Below are 1,069 nucleotides of genomic sequence, written 5' to 3'. Positions count from 1 at the left end.
CCTGCTCGCAGCGCTGCGCATGACCGGCGCCCCGGTTGTGACAGCGCGCTGCGACGCGGCCGCGCTCGGCGGGCCGCCCCTGGTGCTGGTGCGTCCCGACGGGCATGTCGGCTGGCGCGGCGCCGCCGACCCGGACGACGCGGCGGCCGTCGTCGCCCGGTTGCTCGGCCGGGCGCCCTTGGCCTGATCGGTTACCCGCGCGGGATTGCGTCCAGCCGGGGCGCCAGTTCGTGCATCGGCAGATGCGTTAGGTCGCTGTCCAGCGTCGCCCGCACCCGGCGCTGCGCCGCATCGCCCAGCGCGTCGCGCAGGTCGCCCAGGAAGGCCGGCGGCGCGACCAGGGTGAGCCGCGCATAGGCGCCGGCCTGAGCCGCTTCCTCCAGCCGATGGGCCAGGCGCCGGGCGAAGGCCTGCTTCGCCAGGCGGTGCGGGTCGCTCTTGGGCTCGATGGCATGGCGGGCGCTGCTCGCGCTCTCATGCGAACGGCCGGGCCGTTCGGTCCCCTGCTCATGCGAGCGTGGGTTCTCGATCTCCACGGTGTCCTCGGCCCGTTCCGCCCAGCGGCCGAGCGGTACCAGGCGTTCCAGGATGCGGGCGCGCTGGGCGTCGGCGACCAGGGCCCATTCGGTTTCGGGTGGCACGTCAGGTTCCTCCCTTGCGTGGCAATCGCCGAACAGGATGCGCCATGGCGCCGCCCCCGCCATGATGCGTATCAAGGTATCAGCACCAGGGCGCCGCTGACCTCCCCTGCGCGCAACCGGTCCAGCGCGACGTTGGCTTGCCCCAGCGGCATGGCGTGGACCTTGGTCCGGACCGGCACGCCTGGGGCGAGTGCCAGGAAGGCCTCGCCGTCCGCGCGCGTCAGGTTGGCGACCGAGCGCAGCACGCGCTCCTGCCACAGCAGCGCATAGGGAAAGGCGGGAATGTCGCTCATGTGGATGCCGGCGCAGACCACGGTGCCGCCGCGCACCACGACCCGCAGCGCGGCCGGCACCAGCGCGCCGACCGGTGCGAAGAGGATGGCGGCGTCGAGCGGCTCGGGCGGCGCCGCGTCGGAGCCGCCGGCCCA

General features: G+C 74.5%; 2 protein-coding genes and 1 pseudogene. 1 reads left to right on the top strand and 2 read right to left on the bottom strand.

The genetic code is table 11. The annotated features are described in order from the left end of the window. Positions 1-187: aromatic-ring hydroxylase C-terminal domain-containing protein (locus OZN99_RS32255; protein WP_270939269.1), on the top strand; the 187-nt coding region annotated here is incomplete at its 5' end. 4 nt (positions 188-191) lie between these two features. Here OZN99_RS32255 and OZN99_RS32250 read toward each other — a convergent pair. Further along, the gene (locus tag OZN99_RS32250; protein WP_270939268.1) at positions 192-641 is read right to left on the bottom strand and encodes a host attachment protein; all 450 of its coding nucleotides are present in this window, start codon (positions 639-641) and stop codon (positions 192-194) included. Positions 642-712: 71 nt separating this feature from the next. Beyond that, a pseudogene (locus tag OZN99_RS32245) lies at positions 713-1,069 on the bottom strand (alcohol dehydrogenase); the annotation flags it as partial.

Source organism: Falsiroseomonas oryzae (assembly GCF_027856955.1).
GTDB classification, from domain to species: Bacteria; Pseudomonadota; Alphaproteobacteria; order Acetobacterales; family Acetobacteraceae; genus Falsiroseomonas; species Falsiroseomonas oryzae.
Note: the sequence above shows the minus strand (reverse complement) of the source record. Positions and strands in the feature narration are given on the sequence as shown.